The sequence below is a fragment of the Collinsella stercoris DSM 13279 genome (assembly GCF_020735465.1).
GTDB classification, from domain to species: Bacteria; Actinomycetota; Coriobacteriia; order Coriobacteriales; family Coriobacteriaceae; genus Collinsella; species Collinsella stercoris.
Map to the genome: position 1 here is coordinate 349,121 of NZ_CP085935.1, position 22,683 is coordinate 371,803.

Annotated in this window: 17 protein-coding genes; 8 read left to right on the forward strand and 9 right to left on the reverse strand. The window is 65.0% G+C overall.

The features are described from left to right. Positions 1 to 89: 89 nt before the first annotated feature. Entirely contained in the window at positions 90 to 857 is a 768-nt protein-coding gene (locus LK434_RS01480) for a MerR family transcriptional regulator (protein ID WP_006721996.1), read from the reverse strand. Positions 858 to 1,033: 176 nt separating this feature from the next. Beyond that, entirely contained in the window at positions 1,034 to 1,642 is a 609-nt protein-coding gene (locus tag LK434_RS01485; RefSeq protein ID WP_006721994.1) for an HdeD family acid-resistance protein, read from the reverse strand. A gap of 276 nt (positions 1,643 to 1,918) precedes the next feature. On the opposite strand from LK434_RS01485, the gene LK434_RS01490 reads away from it, so the two are divergent. Next, positions 1,919 to 2,620, forward strand: coding sequence for an IS1595 family transposase (locus tag LK434_RS01490; protein ID WP_227917784.1), 702 nt, complete (start codon positions 1,919 to 1,921; stop codon positions 2,618 to 2,620). A gap of 242 nt (positions 2,621 to 2,862) precedes the next feature. On the opposite strand, the gene LK434_RS01495 is transcribed toward LK434_RS01490, so the two are convergent. From LK434_RS01495 to LK434_RS01505, 3 genes are read right to left on the reverse strand one after another with little or no spacing between them, the layout of a single operon-like run. Beyond that, positions 2,863 to 3,282, reverse strand: coding sequence for a TipAS antibiotic-recognition domain-containing protein (locus LK434_RS01495; RefSeq protein WP_006721991.1), 420 nt, complete (start codon positions 3,280 to 3,282; stop codon positions 2,863 to 2,865). Between the two features lie 59 nt (positions 3,283 to 3,341). Continuing rightward, complete coding sequence (locus tag LK434_RS01500) at positions 3,342 to 4,046, reverse strand: response regulator (protein WP_227917785.1); 705 nt, start codon at positions 4,044 to 4,046, stop codon at positions 3,342 to 3,344. Next, complete coding sequence (locus tag LK434_RS01505; protein WP_227917786.1) at positions 4,039 to 6,774, reverse strand: sensor histidine kinase; 2,736 nt, start codon at positions 6,772 to 6,774, stop codon at positions 4,039 to 4,041. Before LK434_RS01505 ends, LK434_RS01500 begins: the two co-directional genes overlap by 8 nt. A 565-nt stretch (positions 6,775 to 7,339) precedes the next feature. Between LK434_RS01505 and kdpA the strand changes: the two genes are divergently transcribed. The 7 genes from kdpA (at position 7,340) to LK434_RS01540 (ending at position 17,256) form a co-directional block, all read left to right on the forward strand. Next, a complete protein-coding gene (gene kdpA, locus LK434_RS01510; protein WP_006721664.1) occupies positions 7,340 to 9,163 on the forward strand; it encodes a potassium-transporting ATPase subunit KdpA in 1,824 nt (607 codons plus the stop codon). A 16-nt stretch (positions 9,164 to 9,179) separates the two neighbouring features. Beyond that, positions 9,180 to 11,234, forward strand: a complete 2,055-nt coding sequence (gene kdpB / locus LK434_RS01515; protein ID WP_227917787.1) for a potassium-transporting ATPase subunit KdpB — start codon at positions 9,180 to 9,182, stop codon at positions 11,232 to 11,234. Positions 11,235 to 11,246: 12 nt separating this feature from the next. Continuing rightward, a complete protein-coding gene (gene kdpC / locus LK434_RS01520; RefSeq protein ID WP_006721667.1) occupies positions 11,247 to 11,837 on the forward strand; it encodes a potassium-transporting ATPase subunit KdpC in 591 nt (196 codons plus the stop codon). Positions 11,838 to 12,021: 184 nt separating this feature from the next. Continuing rightward, positions 12,022 to 13,077 (forward strand): helix-turn-helix domain-containing protein, encoded by a 1,056-nt coding sequence (locus LK434_RS01525; protein WP_006721659.1) that lies wholly within the window; start codon positions 12,022 to 12,024, stop codon positions 13,075 to 13,077. A 171-nt stretch (positions 13,078 to 13,248) separates the two neighbouring features. Next, entirely contained in the window at positions 13,249 to 14,634 is a 1,386-nt protein-coding gene (locus tag LK434_RS01530) for an FtsX-like permease family protein (protein WP_227917788.1), read from the forward strand. A gap of 41 nt (positions 14,635 to 14,675) precedes the next feature. Next, positions 14,676 to 15,395, forward strand: a complete 720-nt coding sequence (locus LK434_RS01535) for a metallophosphoesterase family protein (protein WP_227917789.1) — start codon at positions 14,676 to 14,678, stop codon at positions 15,393 to 15,395. 223 nt (positions 15,396 to 15,618) lie between these two features. Then, a complete protein-coding gene (locus tag LK434_RS01540) occupies positions 15,619 to 17,256 on the forward strand; it encodes a CTP synthase (RefSeq protein ID WP_006721654.1) in 1,638 nt (545 codons plus the stop codon). A 261-nt stretch (positions 17,257 to 17,517) separates the two neighbouring features. Here LK434_RS01540 and LK434_RS01545 read toward each other — a convergent pair whose 3' ends face one another. From LK434_RS01545 to LK434_RS01560, 4 genes are all read right to left on the reverse strand, one after another. After that, positions 17,518 to 18,138, reverse strand: a complete 621-nt coding sequence (locus LK434_RS01545) for a helix-turn-helix transcriptional regulator (protein ID WP_006721653.1) — start codon at positions 18,136 to 18,138, stop codon at positions 17,518 to 17,520. Positions 18,139 to 18,980: 842 nt separating this feature from the next. Then, on the reverse strand, positions 18,981 to 20,174 hold the full coding sequence (locus tag LK434_RS01550; RefSeq protein WP_006721650.1) for an ABC transporter permease: 1,194 nt from the start codon (positions 20,172 to 20,174) through the stop codon (positions 18,981 to 18,983). Further along, on the reverse strand, positions 20,161 to 21,543 hold the full coding sequence (locus LK434_RS01555) for an ABC transporter permease (RefSeq protein ID WP_006721649.1): 1,383 nt from the start codon (positions 21,541 to 21,543) through the stop codon (positions 20,161 to 20,163). The genes LK434_RS01550 and LK434_RS01555 overlap by 14 nt, the downstream gene beginning before the upstream one ends. A gap of 9 nt (positions 21,544 to 21,552) precedes the next feature. Continuing rightward, the gene (locus tag LK434_RS01560) at positions 21,553 to 22,539 is read right to left on the reverse strand and encodes an ABC transporter ATP-binding protein (protein ID WP_006721648.1); all 987 of its coding nucleotides are present in this window, start codon (positions 22,537 to 22,539) and stop codon (positions 21,553 to 21,555) included. Between the last annotated feature and the right edge of the window lie 144 nt (positions 22,540 to 22,683).

Consider the following 22,683-nt stretch of genomic DNA (forward strand, 5'->3'; position numbering starts at 1 on the left):
GCTCTTCAAAGGTGGTGCCGCAGTGAAAATCAAGGGTCTCATTTTTTCGACATCGATGGGACGCTTACGCGCGGTGTGAATTCGGCCCGCTATCGCGCGTGCGCGGTTATCGCATCCCGCAGCCAAGCGGCGCAGCCGGCGACGTTGCCATCGTAATAGGTGGTGAAGCGCTCATCTGCGACGTACATCTCCGCGAGACCCCTGTGCGCTTCGGGCGTGTAGAAGTTCCAGGTGAATCCGAGCCACTCTCGGTGGAGGCGATAGATGCGTTCTCCCTCGTCGCCTGTGGGGTCGGCATTCGCGCTTACGGCCGCTTCGAGCGATTCGTTGATTGCGCGCCCCAGCTCCTGGAAGCGCTCGAACTCGTTTTCGCTCAGGTTGAGCATCTTGCGGTTTGCCTCGTCCGCGGCGGTGTCGCCCCAGCGCTCACGCACCTCGGCACCGTGCTTGCGCTCGTTTTGCTCCACGAGGTCGCGCTTCATGCCCTCGAACTTTGCCTTATCGTCCATGGGGACTCCCTTCTCGATGTGCTCGATTGTGTTCTCGACGGTGCGGATGAGGGCATCGAGTCGCTCTCGTTCGGCCCTGAGTGTTTCGAGGTGGCGCGCGAGCGTTCGCCGGCGCTCATCTTCCGTTGCGCTCAAGGCGCTTGGAATCTCCGCCACGCTCATTCCCATGTGGCGCAAGAGCAGGATTTCCTGCAAGCGGTCGAGATCCGCAGGGGTGTAGCGGCGATATCCGTTGGCTGTTCGCGCGGGTACGAGCAGTCCCGCCTCTTCGTAGTATCTGAGCGTTCGGGTCGAGATCCCCGCGATGTCGGAGACCTCTCCGATGCCATAGCCCCTGTTCGCGCTCACATGCCCCTCCCGTTCCGTTTCGCTCGTAGGATAAACCTTCTCGTAGCGTGAAGGTCAAGAGGTCGTTTTTGGGAGTTCAGGGAGACAAAACCGCCCGGGCCTTTTGCGGGTCCCGGGCGGCGAGTATCGGTGTTGGATTGCGGGCGATGCGCAAACGGGGCGCGTCGCGAACGCCGCTAGCGTGAGATCTTTCCAAAGGTGAACGCACGGGCGAGCAGCACGCCGCCCAGCACCGCGAGCGCGATGCCAGAGAAGACGATCATCAGGTCGACCGATTCGAGCGGGAACATGAACACGGCGATGCCCGCGACAATCGACAGTACGCCGGAGAGAATGGAGAGACCGCGGTTGTGCACCATGCCCGTCTCGACGAGGGTTACCACGCCCTCGATAATCCAGCCGAATCCGATTGCGATGGCTGCGAGCGTTGCGAGGGCCGCGGCGGATGCGGTCTGGTTTTTCAGCATGATGATGCCGCAGAAGAGCAGCAAGAGGCTGGAGAGAATATTGAGCGCGCGCCAGCCCGCAGGCATGAAGGGCGTGCCCACGGCCACGCCGATGCGCACGACGCTTGCGATAATGAAGTATGCTCCGAGGATGACGGCGAGCACCACGAGTGTCTTCACGGGCCAGATGAGCAGGGCGGCGCCGCCGATGAGCCCGACTGCTCCGGTTACGCCGTATAGGAACCTGATCGCCTTGACACCGCGGTCGATCATTCCGAACTCGTCAAAGCAGAAGGGATCGATGTGCCGTTCGCCCTCGTCGTCGATGAATTCTCTCATGGCCACTCCAATCGACAGAAGTTAGATAACGTACATATGTAATCTTACCCATGCAAAAGGAAAGGGATACCTTGGGGTCCTGCGAGCGCTGTCAGTTTATCGATTGATACAATCGGGACACATTGATATGAGCGAATGCGACATCCGTAAACATGATGTCGCATCGAGTGGGGGCTTCGATGAGCGGTGATATGTATCTGGTTCGACACGGCCAGACCATGTTCAACGAAAGGGGCTTGCCTAGTTTGGGGGCCGGAAATGCCCTAGAATTAGGCCATGAGCAGCAAGAAGGCACCGAAGAACAAGTACATCACAAAATCGCACCTCTCGGAGCGCAAGTTCAGGGAGCTGCCGAGGCTGTTCTGCGCCGACGTGACGGCGCTCTCCGCGGCCTCCCCGACGGGCCTCGACCGCGACACGGCCAACCGCTGCCACGGCATGCCGAGGGCGCGCATAGCCGAGATCCGCGAGGCCGACAGCCCCTTCGACGGCGAGGTCGAGGCCGACGAGAGCCACTTCGGCGCGAGGCGCGCGAGGGGCGCCCGGGGCCGCGGAGCGCGGGGCAAGACGAACGCCTTCGGCCCGCCCGAGCGCGGCGGCAAGGTCTACACGAGGACCGTGCCGGACGCCACCCGCGGGACGTCGATGCGGGTCATCGAGGGCAAGGTGTCCAAGGACCCCATCATGTGCACCGACGGGTTCGCCTCCTGCGACGGCCTGGTCGACTGGGGTTGCAAGCGCCATTACAGGGTGAGCCACGGCGAGAACGGGTTCGTCGAGCGGGGGAACCCGGGCAGCCGCATCGACGGCATCGAGAGCTTCTGGGGCTACGCGAAGAGCAGGCTGGTGAAATACCAGGGTGTACCCAAGGAGGACTTCTACCTCCACTTGAGGGAATGCGAGTTCAGGTTCAACATGCGGGGGCGGGACATGTACAGATTCATGCTTCGGGAACTCCGGGAAAGGCCCCTAAACTAGGCAAGCCCCAAAGCGAATTGCGGCCCGTCTTGCCTCTCTCACCTCAAATTAGGGGCAGGCACCATTTTGAGGCGGTGGATCGCCATGGCGGTGAGGCGAACGGCGTTTCGGATGATGACGTTCCTGTCCCTGAGTTTGTCTGCGTTCAATCTCGCCTGTGTTGGAAAAGCGCGCCGCACCTGCTATCCCGACGATCGGTGTGGTGACTGCGCAGACGCGTTGTCTTTCTCTCGCCGCTTGGGTTACTTGGTGTGGGCCACAATCGCATCGCGCAGCCATGCGGCGCACCCTGCAACGTTGCCGTCGTAGTACGCGGTGAAACGCTCGTCCGCAACGTACATTTCTGCCAGCCCGCAGTGGGCCTCGGGCGTATAAAAATTCCAGGTGAAGCCGAGCCACTCCCTGTGCAGCTCGTACATGTGCCTGCCTTCTTCGCCTGCAGGGTCCGCCGCCGCCTGCACGGCGGCCTCAAGCGCGCTGCCGATCTCTCTTTCAAGCGATTGGAAGCGGTCGAACTGCGCCTTGCTGAGCTTGAGCATCTTGCGGTTGGCGTCCTCGGCGGCCGCGTTGCCCCATCGATCGCGCACCTCGGCACCGTATTTTCGCTCGTTGTTTTCGACGAGCCCACGCTTCATGCCTTCGAATTTCTCTTTGTTGCTCATGGGACTCCTCGCCGAAAGAAGAGCGTCGCGAGGCGAGGTCATGCCTCCCGTCTTGCTCGTTATAGGCGCTGCATGCGGTACCCCACGCCCACGTGGGTTTGGATGAGCTGCGGGTGCGCGGGATCGGCCTCGACCTTCTTGCGCAGCGTCCGCATGAACACGCGCAGGCTCGCGATGTCGCTGTCCCAGCTCGTCCCCCAGATCTCATGGGTGATGAACGTGTGGGTGAGCACCTTGCCCACGTTCTTGGCGAGCAGGGCGAGCAGCTTGTACTCGGTGGGGGTGAGCTGGAGCTCCTCGCCGGCCAAGGTCGCGCATCCGGCGGCGAAGTCGATGTGCAGCGGCCCGTTGTCGAACGTGCTCGACTCCGCCGCACCCGCGCCCGCCATCCCCGAGCGCCGCAGGCTCGCGCGGACGCGGGCGAGCAGCTCCTCGACGGAGAACGGCTTGGTGAGGTAGTCGTCCGCACCGGCGTCGAGCGCGCCGATCTTGTCGGAGTCCTCGGTGCGCGCGGAGATGACGATGATGGGCACCGCCGACCAGCCGCGGACCTTGGAGATGACCTCGACGCCGTCGATATCGGGCAGGCCGAGGTCGAGCATGATGAGGTCCGGGTTGCGCGAGGCGGCCTCCATGACGGCGAGCTCCCCGGTCTCGGCCCGCTCGACATCGTAGCCGTGAAGGTCGAGCGCCGTCGTGACGAGGTTGCGGACAGCCGGGTCGTCCTCTACCACCAAAATACGCTGCCGCGATGCATCACTCATGTATCTCTACCTCCTCGGCGGGAAGGGTGAACTTGAAGACGGCCCCATGGGGCTGATTATCTCCGACCTCGATGATACCCCCGTGCGCCTCGACGATCGCGCGGCAGAGCGACAGCCCCAGCCCGAAGCTGCGGTGCGAATCGACCGGCCTGTTCCTATCGGCGATGAAGAAGCGGTCGAAGACGTGCGGTTTGTCGCAGTCGGCCACGCCCGGCCCGTCGTCGGCGACCTCGACGACGACGAAGGCCCCGTCCCTTCGCGCGCCCACCGTCACGGTGGAGCCCTCGGGCGTGTACTTGAACGCGTTCACGATGAGGTTCGTGAGGACCTGCATGATGAGGTGGACGTCGATCCGTGCCAGCAAGATGTCGTCGGTGTGCTCCACCACGAGATGGTGCCCGTGCGCCTCGCGCGCCACATGGGCCACCGCGCCCGCGATGACCTCGTCCATGAGCTCCGTCGTGAGGTTGAGATGCAGGTCGCCGTCCTCGACGCGCGTGATGGCGAGCAGGTTCTCCACGGTGTCGATGAGCCAGAGCGAGTCGTCGTAGATGGCGTCGGCGAGTTCGCGGCGCTTTGCCGGCGGCAGCTGATCGCCGCTCTCGCGCAGGACGGCGGCCGACCCCGAGATGGCGGTGAGGGGCGTGCGCAGGTCGTGCCCGAGCGAGCGCAGCAGGTTGGCGCGGAGCTGCTCGTTCTTGGCGAGCACGGCCGCCTCCTCGCGCTCGCGCGCCGCCTGGTCGCTCTGGAGCGCGAGCGCGCACTCGCCCACGATGGACAGCACGATCGAGTTCTCGAATGCCTCGAGCTCGCGTCCCTCCAGCGCGATGCCGATGACGCCGAACACCTCCTTTCCCGCGCGGACGGCCAGATAGAGGCACTGCGCCTCGGGCAGGGTGCGGGTGCTCGCGCCCGCGTGCTTGTTGTTGGTGAAGGTCCAGGTGGCGACCGCGCGCTCGTACTCCGTGAGAATGCTCGCAGATCGGTCCTGCGTCCCGGCGGGCTCGTAGAGCGCGTCTCCCAGCAGGTCTCCGCTTGCCGGGTAGAAGACGATGTCGAGCCGCAGGAGCTTGATGAGCTGGCTCATGGCCACGCGGGCGCGGGCCTCCATACCCTCGGCCTGCTGAAGGAGCTGGTTCGTCTCGAGCAGCACGCGGGTGCGGAACGCGTTCTTGGCGCTCGCGCGGGCGTTGTTGGTGAGGCGCGCGGTGAGCTCGGCCGCCACCATGGCGGTTACGAACATGATGGCGAAGGTCACGAGGTAGCTTCGGTCGTAGCTGTCGAGCGAGAACAGCGGCGTGACGAAGCAGAAGTTGTAGAGCACCACGGAGAGCACGCTCGACAACAGGGTGCAGGCGCGCCCCTCGGTGGTGACGGCGGTGAGCAGGGCCGTGAGGATGTAGAGCGAGATGATGCTCGAGTCGGCGAAGCCGAGATGCCTGAAGTACGTCCCGATGGCGGTGGCGAGAAGGGAGAGGCCGAGGGTCCGCGCCATGTCGCGCCCTCTCGGCGGGCGAAAGCCGCCGTGCTCGCGACGGTCCCGCCGTCGCGCATCGGGTGCCGCCTGGTCGGGGATGATGTAGATGTCGAGGTTTGGCGCGATGGCGATGAGCTGCTCGACGAGCGATTTGCGCCCGAAGAGGACGTTATGAGCACCCTTCAGCTCGCCAGTCCGCCCCATGACGATCTTGGAGATGCCGGAGAGTCGCGCGAACTCGGCGATCTGGAAGGCGATGTCGTCCCCGTAGACGGTCTCCATGTGCGCGCCGAGCTGCTCGGCGAGCGCGATGTTGCCCGACAGCTTACCGCGTTCCTGCTCGCTCATCGCCTGCGTGCGCGGGCTTTCCACGAAAAGGGCGACCAGCTCTCCGCGAAACGCCTTCGCCATGCGCGCGGCTGCCCGGACGATGCGGGGATTGGTGGGAGCGGGGGAGACGCACACGAGGATGCGCTCGCTCGTGTAATAGTCGCGGTTGCCCATCACGCGCGCGGCGTCTGCCAGGTGCCCCATGCGGTCGGCGCACTTGCGCAGGGCGATCTCGCGCAGGGCGGTGAGGTTCTCGACGGTGAAGAAGTGGTCTTGCGCGCGTTCCGCCTGGGCCTCTCGGTAGACGAGCCCCGCTTGCAGGCGCTCGAGGAGGTCGGCGGGCTCGATGTCCACGAGCTCGACCTGGTCGGCGTCGTCGAAGACGCGGTCGGGGATGCGCTCGCGCACGACGACGCCGGTGATGGAGGCCACCATGTCGTTCAGGCTCTCGATGTGCTGGACGTTGACGGTGGTGTACACGTCTATCCCTGCGCGCAGGAGCTCCTCGACGTCCTGGTAGCGCTTCTCATGCCGGCAGCCCGGGGCGTTCGTGTGGGCGAGCTCGTCGACGAGGATGAGCTGCGGCGCGCGCACGATCGCGGCGTCCAAATCGAACTCGGTGAGGGTGATGCCGTTGTGCTCGACGAGCTCGTGCGGCACCTGCTCGAGGCCCCGCACGAGGCGCGCCGTCGCCGGCCGCTCGTGGGGCTCGATGTAGCCGGCCACCACGTCCACGCCGCGTCGTTTCGCGGCGTGGGCCGCCTGCAGCATGGCATAGGTCTTGCCCACGCCGGCCGCATAGCCGAAGAAGATCTTGAGATGCCCGCGCCGTGCATGCTCCTCGTCGCCGTCGGCATCGTGCTCGATGGCCTTGAGAAGCGCATCGGGATCGACGCGGCCATCGGTTGTGTCACGTGGCATGAGACTCCCTTCCGTGGGTTCCCTCGGCGGGCCCGCAACGTCCGCTGCTCGGACAGTCCCGCGCAAGACGGAGCGCCCGCCGGACGCTCCTTTGCGTGCGGAACTCGCGACGGACCTTGCATGCCGCTCGGGGGAACAGCTCGCTATAGAGTGCTGCGATCAAGTGCGTCGCGCCAGCCCGTGGGCCATATCGTTCCGCGCGCAGTTCCGCGCGAGCCGAAGGACCCGGCGGGTCCTTCGCGCGAGCGGGACGGTTCGGGCGCGGGATGATATGGCCCACGGGCTTGCGCATGGGACGAGTATAGCCGTCGAAAGCGGGTTCTCATGTACGTCTACCTGCATCTTTACGTCATCTTAATGCGTGGGCGCGCAACCCTAACACCGCTTTAATGCGCACGGGCGTTTACTGTTCTCATGCCGCGTCCCCCTCGGGCGCAGCGTGAGGGAAAGAGGCTTCTTCGAAAGGAGCGGGCGCATGGACGTCCTCATTCCGATCATCGGAATCACATGCATCGGACTTCTCATCTACTACATCTACATTCTCATGAGGAGTGATTCGTAAAGCATGAGTGCCATCATTCAGTACGCTCTGTACTTTGCCGTCCTCATCGCGCTCGCCATCCCCCTGGGGAAGTTCATGGCGCGCGTCATGGACGGTGAGCGCACGGTCTTGTCGCCCGTGCTCGCACCGGTCGAGCGAGGCGTCTATCGCCTGCTCCGCATTGACGCGGGGGAGCAGATGGGCTGGAAGCGCTATCTGGCGAGCGTGCTCGCCTTCTCGGGTATCGGGCTCGCGGCGCTCGTCGCGCTCCAGATGCTCCAGGCCGTCCTGCCGGGCAACCCGCAGCACCTGCCGGGCGTGCCGTGGGACCTGTCGTTCAACACGGCGGCCTCCTTCGTCACCAACACCAACTGGCAGTCCTACTCCGGTGAGACCACCCTGTCCTACCTCGTGCAGTTCATGGGCCTCACCGTGCAGAACTTCGTCTCCGCCGGTACCGGCATCGCGGTCATGTTCGCTCTGATCCGCGGTTTCCGTCAGGTCAAGGAGCAGGGTCTGGGCTCCTTCTGGGTCGACCTCACCCGCACCGTCCTGTACGTGCTCATCCCGCTGAACCTCGTGTTCGGCGTCTGCCTGGCCGCCGGCGGCGTCATCTCCAACTTCCAGCCGGCCCAGAGGGCCGAGCTCGTCGAGCCCGTCGCCGTCCAGCCCAACGCCGACGGCGGCTGGAGCGTCATCGACGGCGCCCGGATCGAGGGCGACACCGTCAAGGTCGACGGCAAGGTCGTCGAGGACGCGCGCGTGGTCACCGAGCAGTTCCTGCCCCAGGGCCCCGCGGCCCCCCAGGTCGCCATCAAGCAGTCCGGCACCAACGGCGGCGGCTTCTTCGGCGTGAACTCCGCCCATCCGTACGAGAACCCCAACGCCTTCACCAACATCATCGAGATGACCGGCCTGCTGCTGATCCCGGCCGCCTGCTGCTTCACCTTCGGCATCGGCGTCAAGAACACCAAGCAGGGCAAGGCCATCTTCGCCGCCATGCTCGTCCTGCTGGTGATCTTCACCGGCGTCATCGCCGTCAACGAGCATGCGGGCACCCCGCAGCTGGCCGATGGCGGCGCGGTCGATATCGAGATGACCGACGGCCAGGCCGGCGGCAACATGGAGGGCAAGGAGAGCCGCTTCGGCATCGCCGCCTCCTCCACGTGGTCGGCTTACACCACCGCCGCCTCCAACGGCTCGGTCAACTCCATGCACGACTCCTACACCCCGCTGGGCGGTTTCGTCCAGATGCTCCAGATGGCCCTGGGCGAGGTCGTCTTCGGCGGCGTGGGCTGCGGCCTGTACGGCATGATCGGCTTCGCCATCCTCACGGTGTTCATCGCCGGCCTCATGGTCGGACGCACGCCCGAGTTCCTGGGCAAGAAGATCGAGCCGGGCGAGATGCGCTGGGCGGTCGTGCTGTGCCTGGCGACCCCGTTCGCCATCCTGGTGTGCTCGGCCATCGCCTGCATGGTGCCCGGCCTTGCCGACCAGCTCAACAACGGCGGCGCGCACGGCTTCTCCGAGGTGCTGTACGCCTTCACCTCGTGCGGCGGCAACAACGGCTCGGCGTTCGCGGGCATGAACTGCAACATTCCCTGGATCAACGTCATACTCGGCCTCGAGATGCTGTTCGCCCGCTTCATGCCCATCGCCGGCACGCTGGCCATCGCCGGCTCGCTGGCCGGGAAGGGCAAGGTCGCCGAGAGCGCCGGCACCCTGTCCACCACCAACGGCATGTTCGTGTTCCTGCTCGTGTTCATCGTTCTGCTGATCGGTGCCCTGAGCTTCTTCCCGGCCCTGGCGCTCGGCCCCGTCGCCGAGTTCTTCCAGATGATTGCGTAAAGGAGGGCGCAGATTTATGGCTATGCAAAAAGACATGATGGGCCGCGCGGTCCGCGACTCGTTCGCCAAGCTGGATCCCCGCGTCCAGATTCAAAACCCGGTCATGTTCCTGGTGTGGCTCTCCGCCGTCATGACCTCCGTCCTGGCCGTCGCCTCCGTCCTCGGTGCGCGGGACGCGGGCGTGCCCACCTACTATGTGGTCGCCATCGCGGTCATCCTGTGGCTCACCGATTTGTTCTCGAACTTCGCCGAGGCGCTCGCCGAGGGCCGCGGCAAGGCCCAGGCCGATTCCCTGCGTGCGGCCAAGAAGGACGTCGAGGCCCATCGCATCGAGTCCGTCGAGGACAAGGAGCGCTTCACCGTCGTCCCCGGCGCCGAGCTCACGCGCGGCGACCTGGTGGTCGTGCGCGCCGGCGAGCAGATCCCGGGCGACGGCGACGTCATCGAGGGCGCCGCCTCCGTCGACGAGTCCGCCATCACCGGCGAGTCCGCCCCCGTGGTCCGCGAGGCCGGCGGCGACCGCTCCGCCGTCACCGGCGGCACCACGGTGCTGTCCGACTGGATCGTCGTCGAGATCTCCAGCGAGCCCGGCCAGAGCTTCCTGGACAAGATGATCGCGATGGTCGAGGGCGCCGCGCGCAAGAAGACCCCTAACGAGATCGCCCTGGAGATCTTCCTGGTGGCCCTCTCCATCGTCTTTATCTTGGTCACGCTGGCCCTCTATTGTTACTCCTGCTTCTCGGCCGGCCTTAACGACATGGCCAACCCCACGTCCGTGACCACGCTCGTGGCGCTGCTCGTGTGCCTGGCTCCCACTACCATCGGCGCGTTGCTGTCCGCCATCGGCATCGCCGGCATGAGCCGTCTGAACGAGGCCAACGTGCTGGCCATGTCCGGCCGCGCCATCGAGGCCGCCGGCGACGTCGACATCCTCATGCTCGACAAGACCGGCACCATCACCCTGGGTAATCGCCAGGCGTCTGAGTTCATCCCGGTCGACGGCGTCGATCCCGCGGAGCTCGCCGACGCCGCGCAGCTCTCCTCGCTGGCCGACGAGACCCCCGAGGGCAGGTCCATCGTCGTGCTCGCCAAGGAGCAGTTCGGCCTGCGCGGACGCACGCTCGAGGACAAGGGCATGGAGTTCATCCCGTTCACCGCGGCGACGCGCATGTCGGGCGTGAACTACGAGGGCAATGAGATCCGCAAGGGCGCCGCCGACTCCGTGCGCGCCTACGTGGAGGCAGCCGGCGGCGTGTTCTCCGCCGAGTGCGACGAGGTCGTCGAGCGCATCGCCAAGGCCGGCGGCACCCCGCTGGTCGTGACCAAGAACTGCCGCGTGCTGGGCGTCGTGTACCTCAAGGACATCATCAAGTCCGGCGTTAAGGAGAAGTTCGCCGACCTGCGCAAGATGGGCATCAAGACCATCATGGTGACAGGCGACAACCCGCTCACCGCCGCGGCAATCGCCGCCGAGGCGGGCGTGGACGACTTCCTGGCCGAGGCCACCCCCGAGGGCAAGCTCGCGAAGATCCGCGAGTTCCAGCGCGAGGGCCATCTGGTCGCCATGACCGGCGACGGCACCAACGACGCGCCCGCTCTGGCCCAGGCCGACGTCGCCGTGGCCATGAACACGGGCACCCAGGCCGCCAAGGAGGCCGGCAACATGGTCGACCTCGACTCCAGCCCCACCAAGCTCATCGATATCGTGCGCATCGGCAAGCAGCTGCTCATGACCCGCGGTTCGCTCACGACCTTCTCGGTGGCCAACGACGTGGCGAAGTACTTCGCCATCATCCCGGCCCTGTTCTCGCCGATCTACCCGGGCCTTGGCGCGCTCAACATCCTCGGTCTGGCAAGCCCGCTGTCCGCGGTTCTTTCGGCCATCATCTACAACGCGCTCGTTATCGTCGCGCTGATCCCGGCCGCGCTGAAGGGCGTCAAGTACCGCGAGGTCCCGTCCGGACAGCTGCTGACCCACAACCTGCTCGTGTGGGGTCTGGGCGGCATCGTTGCCCCGTTCGTGTTCATCAAGCTCATCGACATGCTGCTCGCGCTCTGCGGCATTATGTAAGTGGAGGTTTGTATGTTCAAAGGTGTTGCATCGCGTGCGCTGGGTGTGTTCGCGCTGTTTACCGTCGTCTGCGGCCTGGGCTATACGCTCGTCGTGACCGGCATCGCCCAGGTCGCGTTCCCGTATCAGGCGAACGGCTCGCTCATCAAGATCGACGGCAAGATCGTGGGCTCCGAGCTGATCGGCCAGGACTTCGAGGATGAGGACCACATGTGGGGCCGCATTCAGAACGTCTCCATCGTCGAGGGGGATGACGGCGAGCTCATGGCCTACGGCGCCCCGTCCAACCTCTCCCCGGCGAGCGAGGAGTACCGGCAGCTCGTGGACGAGCGCGTGGAGAAGATCCGCGCCGCCAACCCCGATGCCGATATGGACGCCGTGCCCGTCGACCTGGTGACGTGCTCCGGCTCCGGCCTCGACCCCGAGATCTCCCCCGATGCCGCCGAGTACCAGGTGCCGCGCCTGGCAAAGGCCACGGGCAAGAGCGAAGGCGAGGTGCGCGACATCATCGCCCAGTGCACCAAGGGCCGATTCCTGGGCGTCTTCGGCGAGCCCACGGTCAACGTGCTCAAGGTGAACCTCATGCTGGACGGCGTGCTGTAGGCGTCGTTTCCGACTAGAGATGCTTGCATGCCCCGGTGCGGCCGCGCCGGGGCATGATTGTTTTAACCAGCGGTTAGATTTCCTGCCGAAAACATGAGGGCGCGTCAATTGTGCTGGCGGTCGCCAGCTGATGAAATAGATGCTAAGCAGCTGCGGTATATCGTCCTTAGGTGAAAGGAAAGACATGCACATCTCAGAGATAATTCGCTCTCGCCGTCGCGAGCTCGGTATGACTCAGGAGCAAGTGGCGCAGCGTCTTGGTGTTTCGGCTCCGGCGGTCAACAAATGGGAGCGCGGGATATGCTATCCGGATATCACGCTCATCCCTTCGCTCGCTCGCCTGTTCGAAACGGATGCAAATACGCTGCTGTCGTTCGAGCCGGAGTTGAGAGAGGAGGAGAGTTTGGCAATACAGCGCGAGGTCGATCGACTGGTGCGTGAAGAGGGATACGAGGCGGGCTTCGATTACGCGCAGGAGAAGATGCGCCTATATCCGACGAGCGATGAGCTGGCCATCGTTCTTACGCAGTATCTCGACGGTTCGCTCGTGCTTCGGCAAATACCGGGTGCCGAGGGGTATCGGCCAGTGCTTGACGATGCGTATGCGCGTTTGGCGAAGAGCGTTGTGCCGGCGGTAAGGGATCAGGCGTCCGCAATGCTCATTGCGAAAGCCATGCAGGAAGAACGGTATGAGGATGCCCAGCGTATCCTTGACGACATTCCCGACCGCACGGTGGATAAGGAGGAGCGCCAGGCGATCTTGTATGCGCGCGAAGGAAAGGACGAGGATGCTGCTCGCACTTGGGAGGCTCGCGTGATTCGGATTGCCGCCGATTTGATGGGAGCGATCGTCGGGTTGATCGAAATCGCTTTGAGAGACGGCCGCGAAGACGACGCGCTCGAGTGCGCGCACCGCGCTCAGCTGGCATTCGAGGCACTTGGTCAGCCTGCATGGATGAGTCTGATGCCGCGGCTGGCGGCCGTGACGGCATCGGGCGATTCTGGTGAGGCGATTGAGCTTCTTGACGCCGTCATGACCTCGTTGCATGGGGGCGACTCCGCGGCACTTCAGGGTCCGCTTTACCGCTATTCGGACCTGAATGACTTGACCGACTTGACGTCCAGGATGGGTGCGCTGCTGCTTTCGGAAGTCGAGAATGAAGACGAGTATGTTTTTGTGCGTGCAGTCCCTGCCTACCGTTCGTTCGTGGAGAAATGGAAGGCCGTGGGCTCGGTATAGGGAACTCGGTCCGGTCATCCAAAGTGCGGGTGTTTGCGGCCGTGAACGGAGCGGATATCTTTACTTTGGTTCGCTTCGAGGATGAGAGCCTTACATTTTCGTATGCCGCGCGTAAGCCGAATCGATGGCACGGGAGGGACGAGTTCACGAGAATGGGTGCGGTAATAACCCTTGGAAGGACTCGCCATACAGCTATATCTCAAGCTCGCCCTCGGCAACGTGCGTCGCGGCACGCGTGACTACTCGGTGTATTTCGCGACGCTCGGGTTCGCGGCATGCCTGCTGTACTCGTTCGTCGCCTCGACCGACCACCTGCGCGCCATGGGGCTCTCGCCCGAGCAGCTGGGCGTGCTGGGGAGCGCGGGCGATATCCTGCAGGCGTTCTCCGTCTTCACGGTGCTCGTGTTCCTCTTCCTGGTACGGTATGCTAATCGGTTCCTGCTCCGCCGGCGCAAGCGCGAGTTCGCCCTCTACGAGCTGTGCGGCATGGGGCGCAGCGCGGTATCGGTCGTGCTCGTGGCCGAGACGGCACTCGTGGGCGCCGGCGCGCTGGCGTGCGGTTTGGCGGCGGGCGCGGCACTGTCGCCCGCGTTCGGCGCGGTCGCGGCCTTCGTGTTCGACGCTCCCTGGCGGCTCGCGTTCTCCTTCTCGCCCGACTCCGCGGCATGGACCGCCGGATGCTTTGCCGTGGTGTTCGCGGTGAACGCTGTGGACGGCGCGCGCGATATCGCGCGGCGCCCGCTGATCGAGCTCATGTCCGCCGAGTGCGCGCCGGAGCGCATGCGCCTCGGCGGCCGGGCCGCTCGGGGCGGCCAGGCGGTGCTCGCCGCGGCCCTGCTCGCGGTCGTATGGGGCTCGTGCGTGTTCCAGCCGGTGTACTTCATCGCGTTCATCATCCCCATGGGCCTCGCCGCCTGCTTCGCCACGTCGCTCGTCGCGCGCCTGGGCGTGGCCGCATGGAGTGAGCGGGCGCGCGGGCGCTCCGAGCGGTACTGGGACGGGCTCACCGCCTTCACGGTGCGGCAGGTCGAGGCGCGCGTTTCCAGCACCTCGATGGCGCTCGCCTGCGTATGCGTGCTCGTCGCCGTCGCCGTGTGCATGATGGTCGCGGGATTCGTTTTCAGCATCGGGCTGCGCACGCCCGAGATGGTCTCGGCCGGCATCGCGGCGTCGATGGCGCCGATCGGCTACATCGGCATCTTCTACGGGGCGGTGTTCCTGCTGAGCGCCGTCGCGGTGCTCGCGCTCCAGCAGCTCTCGGGTGCGGAGGACGCGCGTCGGGCGTATCGTGTGCTCATGCAACTCGGGTGCGAGCATGCGGGCATGCGTCGTTCGTTGCGGTCGCAAGTTCGGCTGTATTTCGTCGCGCCTCTCGTCGGCGCGCTCATCCACGACGTGTTCGGTTTGTTCCTCGTGGGATTCCTCGCGTTCGCGCTCGGTGCCGAGGGCCTGTTCGCGATCGTTGCGGGTGTGCTCGCCTTCACGGTCGGCCTCATGGCGGCGTACGGGGCGATCACCGCCCGCGCCGTCGAGCGGGTGGTGCTGCCGAGGGTATGATTGTCGGACTATGTCACTCCGCGTGACGGGAGGTCCGTCTCATGATCTGGTTCACATCGGATACGCACTTCGGCCATGCCAACGTGCTGCATTTCACCGACCGTCCGTTCGGCGATATTGCGCATATGAACCGCGCGCTCATCAACGCCATCAACGAGCGCGTGGCGCCAACCGACGACCTGTATATCCTCGGTGATTTCTCGTATCAGATGACCGCGGTCGAGGCGGCGGCGCTGCGCTCGAAGATCAATTGCCGCAAGGTGCACATCGTGCCGGGCAATCACGATAAGGACTGGACGCACAAGGACGTGGCGGGGACGTTCATCGTCGACTCGCCCATCGTGCGCATCAACATTCATGGGCAGAAGATCGTGCTGTCGCACTATCCGCTCATGGAGTGGCAGTCCATGTCGCGCGGGTCCTGGCATTTGCATGGGCACATCCACAGCGCGGGCAGCGTGTATAACGAGCTCAACCGCAAGCAGGGCCTCATGCGCTACGACGTGGGTGTGGATGCGAACGACCTGGCGCCGGTGAGCCTGGACGAGATTCGCGCCTGGTTCGAGGGCGTGGAGTTCTACGGCCGTGCCCGCTGGTGGGAGTGGGTGAACGGAACGGGTGACCCCGCGGTGGCAGAGGATTGCGGGGCGGTCCGCGAGCTCATGGTCGAGGTGGATCGCGACCATGCCACCGCGCAGGAGTCTGCGGAGGCGTCGCGGCGTTGCGCCTCGGCGCTGCGGGATCTCGGCCTCGGACGCTAGCACCACGCGGAGCATCGGCCTTCACCGCGGCCTTCGCTTCGAATGCATGGGACTTCAACCTCAAATTAGGGACAGTCCCTCATTTGAGGTTGAGAGGGGCAATCGTTTCAAGTTCATGAATTCGCCATACTCCCCATCGTCATGGTAGGCAGGTGGTACACTGAAATCCCGTGGAAGCGCCGGACTCCGGTGCAGATTTCGACGGGAAGCGCAGGTAAACACCATGACAAAGCATATATTCGTGACCGGCGGCGTGGTCAGCTCGCTGGGCAAGGGCATCACCGCGGCGTCGCTGGGGCGTCTGCTCAAGTCGCGCGGCTACCGGGTGACCATGCAGAAGGCCGATCCGTATCTCAACGTGGACCCGGGTACCATGAGCCCGTTCCAGCACGGCGAGGTGTTCGTCACCGAGGACGGCTACGAAAGCGATCTCGACCTCGGTCATTACGAGCGCTTCATCGACGAGAACCTCACGCGCGACTCCAACTTCACCACGGGCGCCATCTACCAGGACCTCATCGCGCGCGAGCGTCGCGGCGACTTCCTCGGCGGCACGGTGCAGGTCATCCCGCATGTGACGAACGCCATCAAGGCCAAGTTCCGCGGCGTCGAGGAGCAGACGGACGCCGACGTGGTCATCACCGAGCTCGGCGGCACGGTCGGCGACATCGAGGGTCAGCCGTTCGTCGAGGCCATCCGCCAGTACAAGAAGGATGCCGGCGCCGAGAACGTCTGCTACATCCACGTCTCGCTCGTGCCCTATATTGCGGCGGCCCACGAGGTGAAGACCAAGCCCACGCAGCACTCCGTCAAGGAGCTGCGGAGCTTCGGCATCCAGCCCGACATCATCGTGCTGCGCAGCGACCACCACATCGACGACGACGTGCGCGCCAAGATCGCCTCGTTCACCGACGTGGACGTGGATTGCGTGTTCACGTGCGAGGACGCGCCGTCCATCTACGACGTGCCGCGCATGATGGCCGAGCAGGACTTCGACCTGCGCGTCTGCGAGCGCCTGGGGCTCGACCCGCGCGAGCGCGACATGGCGGATTGGGAGGGGTTCCTCTCCGCGAAGGACCATGCGGAAAACGAGGGCTACCCCGTGAAGATCGCGCTCGTGGGCAAGTACACCCAGCTTCCCGACGCGTATCTCTCCGTCATCGAGGCGCTGCATCACGCGGGAACGCACCTGGGCAAGCACGTGGAGGTCGAGCTCGTCGACGGCGAGGTGCTTTCCGACGGCAACGCCGATCAGGTACTGGGTGGTGCGTCGGGCATCCTCGTGCCGGGCGGCTTCGGCAAGCGCGCCTTCGACGGCAAGATCGCCGCGGCCCGCTACGCGCGCGAGCACCAGGTGCCGTATCTGGGCATCTGCCTGGGGATGCAGGTCGCCGTGTGCGAGTTCGCGCGCGATGTGCTGGGCTATGCGGACGCGAGCTCGTCCGAGTTCGACCCGCAGTGCGCGCACGCCGTGATCGACTTGCTCGACGAGCAGGAGGGTGTGACCGAGAAGGGCGGCACCATGCGCCTGGGCGCCTACCCGTGCGCGCTGGTCGCAGGCACGCTCGCGGCGGAGGCGTACGGCGAGCCGCTGGTGCACGAGCGGCATCGTCATCGCTACGAGTTCAACAACGCGTACCGCGAGGAGCTGGAGGCGGCGGGCTTGGTCGTGTCCGGCACGAGCCCCGATGGCGAGCTGGTCGAGATGGTCGAGCTGCGCCGTGACCTGCACCCGTGGTTCGTCGCCACGCAGGCGCATCCCGAGTTCAAGAGCCGCCCCACGCGTCCGCACCCGCTGTTCCGTGAATTCGTTCGTGCTGCTGCGAACCTCGAGATGGGGGCAGGCGCCAATCTGAGCTGACGTGCCAATTTGAGGTGGGTATCAGCGGGGGGGCGAGCCGTTCGTTTTGTGCGCAGCGGCAACTCATCTCAAACGGGGAGTCTCGAAATAGGGCAGGGGCTAATTTGAGGCGCGGGCGAACCTCGGATTGGAGGCGGGCGCTACTTTTGGATGGGCGCCAACTGGGGTGAGCTGTCGGGAACGATGGTAAGCGCGAGACCGGCCCGGCCGCGTGTTGCGGCCGGGCCGGTTGATGCCGTGTTGTTCGATACTCCCTTGGCGTTAGCTCAACATCTTGGCAAGCATGCCGATGCCGATGCCGACCAAGCCGCCGACGATGGTGCCGAGTATGATTTGCGCGCCGTTGCGCATGCCCTTTACCCAGGGGTTCATCTCGCGCTCGCGACGCCCCTCGAGCGTATCGCGATCAACCTGCTTGCCGCGGCTGAACGCAAGCACCTCGCGGTACGTGGCGAGGTCGTGCTGCTTCTTCATGCGCTCCATGTAGGTGAAGGCGATGAGCATCACGAGCAGGGCGATCGCCGCGAACACGGCGGTGGGGGCGATGTGGACGCCCCAGCCCCATTCGAATTGGAAGGCAGCCCACGCGCTGAGCGCCAAAAACACGACCGCGCTTACCACCGTGATAGTCGAGAGGGCGTTGTACTTCTTCACCGCTGCGTCCATTACCTGTGCCATGGTTTCCACATCTCCTTTGATGAGGGAGTCCACGGTCACCCCGAACACGTTCGACAACAGCAAAAGACTCTGAACGTCCGGATAGGTGCGGCCCACTTCCCAGTTGCTGATCGTTTGGCGCGAGACGTAGATCTTCGCCGCCAGATCGTCCTGAGAAAGCCCGAGCTCCTTGCGGTGCTCTTTGATATGGGCGCCCAGTTCCATGCGGTTCGTCCTTTCGGTTCGCGGTGACCCTTGTCGAGATTCACCATGGCATCACCGCGGCAATCGTACCATCAAAGGGCTTTATAGCGGGCGATTTTAGGTCGGATGCAGGATGCCAAAAGGCTTTATACACGCATCTGAGCTGGTGTTTTGATGCTTGGGCTCGAAGCGATGGCTTGCGAGTCATCAGATGGTTTTCAATGCGCGAGCGCTTGGTTTCTTGGCTTGAATGGGCTGCGGGATGAAGGTTGAAGGGGTCTGAAGGGGGTCGCTAAATAAAATGTGTGGGGTTTATTGAAGGGGCGCTGAGTAGACTGCGGAAAAGGAGACAAGAAACCGCTGGAAACAGGTTTCTGAAAGGCAGGTCTACTTGGGGCATCCAATTAAACCCCACACATTTTAATGAATGACCCCTCGTTCTGTCTTCGAATGATGGGGCGAGGTGGAAAACCTGCCCGGATGTGTTTCCCCGCCCGATTGGTGCTGCCGACCAACTGGTGCCGCCGCGCGCCGGTGCTGCCGTGTGACGTGCGTTGCGGTGCAACCGGCGTTGCTGTGCTGCCGGTACTGTCGTCCGGCCGGCGATGGCGCACGATTGGCGCTGGCGCCCGGCAAGCGTCGCTGTGCGGTCGACGCCGCCCGGCTGTCGCAAGCCGCGCGGTCGGTGCTGGCGTCCGGCCGGCGAGGGCGAGTGTCCGGAGGAATCGTGCGGCAGGCGCCGCTGTACGGTCGGGGCCGCCCAGTTGGCACAAGCTGCATGCCGGTGCTGGCGCGCGGCTTGCGTTGACGTTTTTGAGGAGGCCGGCTGCCGCGCGGTCGGCACCTCAAATTAGTGCCTGTCCCTAATTTGAGGTGGTGCGCAGACGGGCGGCCACAAGGCCCGCGGACGCGATCGCGACAGCGAAGAGCGCGATGATACCCAAGTCGATACCGACGGTGGCCAGAACGCGCGCATTCACCTCTTGGGCGCCGAGCGCGCAGGTCACGGCATCGTACATCCAGAAAGTGGGCGTGAAGCGCGCGACCGCTTGCACATTCGCGCCCATGAGCGACAGCGGTACCCACGCCCCGCCCAAAAACGACATGACCATGCCGCCCAAGTTGGCGATCGCGTTGAGTGCCTCCTCCCTAAAGCCGCATTGCGCGAGCGTGTAGGCGAGCGAGAGCGGGACGAGTGCGAACGCGCAAAGCGACGCGATGGCGAGCGCCACCTGTGCACCTGCGCTCGAAAGCAGTGCGCCTGCCCCGGAGGCGCCGATGCCGACGAGTGCGACCCATGCGCACACGCCGAGCGCCAGCACCGCGCATCCGGCGATGCTCTCGAATCCCATGCGCCAGCTGCTCACGGGCGCGGCGAGCTGTCGCCGCCGCACGTCGGGCTTGTTGAGCGTGGAGAGCACCACGCCGGCGACCACGACGATGGACGAGGTGACGGTGTACGAGCTAAAGGTGAGGTAGAACGCCAGGCGCGATGCCGCGGTGCTTTCCTCGGTCGTTTCAATAGTGTCGACGGCGGGTGCGATGTCGGAAAGCTTGCGCACGCCGTCCAACACCTGCTCGGCGCTTGCGTGGGACGTGAGCGCGGCGCGGCTCGCGATGAGCGATGCCGTGCGGCTTGCGCGCTGGGATGCCAGCGCCGCCGCCTGCATGTCGCCGCCGGTCGCCGCCTCGAGCTCGGGTAGGTCGCCTCCCGTTTTCGCGGCATCCATGAGGGCATCGCCAAAGCCCGCGGGAATAACGAGCACGGCGTCGGCCTTGCCGGTCGCGAGCGCATCCTGCAGGGCGATGGGCTCGTCGGCAACGGTTATGAGCTCGTCCGTCTGGGAGAGCACCTCCTCGAGTGATTGTGCTACGGCTGATCCGTCGCGATCGACGAGTGCGATGCGGGCGCGGGGAACCTCGGTGGCCTCCCGCGCGCCGCTTCCGCCCGCCTCTCCCATGAGCACAACGCCCATGCTCGATAAAAAGCCGATGTAGATGATGAGGTAGAGCGGGTGGCGAAGCGCGATGGTGAGCGCCCGTTTACAGATGTTCATGCGCGGACCTCCTCATGCAAGCGGCCGATACGGCAAGCAGCACGGCTGCGATGCCGGCGCACGCCGCTAGGCGAAGGGAGAACGGGACGAGTGTGTCGTAGTAGTAGACGGTGTAGAACAGGTCGCGGATCAGGCAGACCGGGTTGAGCCACGTCGCAGCGGGGAAGACATGTGCGACGGTATCGGCGAGCTCCATCGTGGGCTCTCCGTAGAGGCCGGCAAAAAGCGACAGCAGGCAGGTGAGCGCCGTGAGGATGCCCCTGCGCGAGTCTGAGCCCATACGTCCGGGCAACGCGCCCACCAGGGTTCCGATGCCGCAAGAAAGCAAGCTCGACGCCGCGATTCCAACGAGGCAGAGTCCCTCGCGCCCCGAGAAGTCGATGTGCGCGGTCAGGCAGATGTAACCAAAGGCGATGGCCAAAAATGTGGTGGAGACCGCCCAGCAGGCGCCGATGGTGGGGATGAGCAGGCGCATGCGGCTCGTGCCCGAAACGGCGCGCCGCGCGCCGGCGGCGGACGAGGCGGGCTGCAGGCGCCAGACGCTTTCCTCGGCGAGCTGCGCGGCAAAGATCGAGGCCATGCCGAGCAGCGCGTAGTAGAAGCGCACCATGCTGTCGGGCTGGGCATGCGTGAGCGAGACTTCCCGCACAGAGACGCCGAGACCGAGCGCGTCTTCGAGGGCGATAGGGTCGCTCAGCGCCACGGGGTCATGTGTGGCGACGTCTTCGATGAGCGCTTTGCTTTGCAGATAGCTGGTCGCGACCGATTCGACGATGGCGCGATTGACATCGTAGGAGGCGTCGCTGCCCGTGCCGGACCCGGCGGGAGCGAGGATGATGCGGGGCGCGCCCATGCTGCCGGCGGAGGGCGTGCCCTCGCTGGTAGTGGAGGACGTGATGGCCGACACGTCTGAGGAGCCCGCTGCGGTACCAGAGCCGCTTGCGGCTCCTGTCGCATCGGCGGTGGTCGGGTCGCCTGCGGAGCCTGCCGCATCGACGGCATCGAGCTCATCCGACCCGCTTTGCTTCGCGTTCCCCTCATTGCTCGCGGCGTCGACGATATACGCCCCCGCCACGGATCCCTCGGCGATCAGCTCGCGCGCCTCCTGTTCGGTGGCCACGGGATGAACGGCGAGAAAGGGTTCGTCTGCCTCGCTCAAAGTATCGACTACCTGCGAGAAGGGAGAATCCTCCCAGGCGTCGTCGGCGACGACGGCGACGTCCACCGCCTCGACGGAGCCCGTGGAGCGCATGGGCTCGAACATGAAGTTGAACACCGTGGCAAGCACGATGGGGAAGATGAGCGTCCATACGACGGCGCTCGGCGTGAGCAGCAGCGTGCGCACGGTCGCTTTGAAGGTGGTCCACATGGCGCTCTCCTAATCGCGCAGCTCGCGGCCGGTGATCTCGAGGAACACGTCGTTGAGGGTGGGCGGCGCGCAAGTGATGCGGCCCAGGCGCGCGTTGCCCGCGCGCAGCGACGCGAGGACGTCGGTGAGGTTGTGCTCGCTTGCCTCGCAGGACACGGCGAGCAGGTTGCCGGCGAGCGAGACGCCGAGGACGTGGGGCAACGCGCGCAGGCGGTCGAGCTCGCGGGCAGGGAGGGCGGCACCGGGGCTCGCGTGCGAGCGCGATCTTGCGCGTGGGCCCGAGGGACCTTCGAGTTCAATGACGATGCGCTCACCCGTGCGGATCGAGCGCTTGAGCTCGTCGGGCGTGCCCTGCGCGAGCGCGCGGCCGTGGTCCATGATCATCACGCGGTCGCAGATCTGCTCGACCTCCTCCATGTAATGGCTGGTGTAGACCACCGTCGCCCCCTCGGCGCGCAGGCGCTGGATGCCGCTGAGGATGGCGTTGCGGCTCTGCGGGTCCACGGCCACAGTGGGCTCGTCGAAGAAGATGAGCTCCGGCTTGTGGGCGATGCCGCAGGCGATGTTGAGGCGGCGCAGCAGTCCGCCCGAGAGCTTGCCGGGGCGAAAGCGGACGAATTCCTCAAGTTCCACGAACTCGATCGCCTCGCCCACGAGCGCGCGACGGCGGGCGCGGTCGCTCACGTAGAGCGAGCAGAAGTAGTCGATGTTTTCACGCACGGTGAGCTCGTCGATGACCGCCACCTGCTGCGGCACGATGCCGATCCGGCGCTTGAGGTCGTAGCGCGTGGGCGCCATGGGCTCGCCGAAGAGCTCGATGCTGCCGCGGTCGTAGGTGAGCAGGGCGAGCATGCAGTTGATGCTCGTGGTCTTGCCCGAGCCGTTGGGTCCCAGCAGGCCGAAGATCTCGCCTTGGGCGACGTTCAGGTCGAAGTGGTCGAGGGCGAGCAGCTCGTCGTAGCGTTTGACGAGTCCCTCGATCGCGATGACGTCCATGGTTCCTCCGCTCCACCTCAATTTGGGGACAGTCCCTAAATTGAGGTTTTCGATTCCGTGCTTGCTGCGAACATGGTGCCCGACGCCCTCGCAACGCGGTAGTGACAATTGTCACGACTTGGTTTTTTAGCGAGAATGCCGCTT